The sequence below is a fragment of the Vibrio sp. D173a genome (assembly GCF_030248475.1).
Genome location: NZ_JAHGAH010000183.1, coordinates 1 through 732 on the forward strand (window position 1 = coordinate 1; position 732 = coordinate 732).

Annotated in this window: 1 protein-coding gene and 1 pseudogene; both read right to left on the reverse strand. The window is 46.6% G+C overall.

Features of this window, described 5'->3' with window-relative positions; all coding sequences use genetic code 11:
* Positions 1–564 (reverse strand): annotated as a pseudogene (locus KIV40_RS18195) (flagellar basal body M-ring protein FliF); the annotation flags it as partial.
* A 16-nt stretch (positions 565–580) separates the two neighbouring features.
* Positions 581–732: flagellar hook-basal body complex protein FliE (locus KIV40_RS18200; protein ID WP_285350607.1), on the reverse strand; the 152-nt coding region annotated here is incomplete at its 5' end.

A 732-nucleotide genomic window follows, 5' to 3' on the forward strand; every position in this document is an offset into this window, starting at 1 on the left:
TGGCAATGCCAGCAGTACTTGCGCCTTACGTACCTGTTTCATCTGCTCGATCGCTTTGGCTAACTGGCGTTCACGGCTCAGTTTCAAGCGTTCTTGCTCTAGACGCTGAGAAACACTAAAGCCCATATCCTGCATTAGGATATCGTCACCTGCGTTTTTCTCCTGATTCAGACCGGCACGCACCATGTCCAGCTTCAGTGAGTTATATTCACTGGCCGGAACCGAAATGGTATTGCCTTCTAATGAGTATTCGATTTTTTGCTGATCAAGATAATCAAGCACAGGGATCAGTTCTTCAGTCTCATAAGCCCCTAACGGACGCATTTCTGGCTCTTTTACCCAGAAAAACAGCATCACAATAAGAGCGACACAGATAGAGATCGACAGCACGAGTACAACCTGACGCAGGAGATCAAGATCACCCACGGCCATGTCGAACTTTGATGAACTGCGCTCACCTAGATCGGGATTTTGCCCTTCGTTATCGACGTCTGCCCCTGCAACAAGTGCATGGTCATTCGCATCACTAACGGCTAAATCTGTTGTTTGACTATTTTCTGCCACTATCTACTACCTAACACTATACCGGCATGTTCATCAGCTCTTTGTACGACTCAACCAGCTTGTTTCTGATCTGAATCGTCGCCTCAAAAGCCACACTAGATTTATTTCGAGCAATCATTACATCGGAGAGAGAAACACTCTCATCACCGCTATCAAAACGGGTTTGGA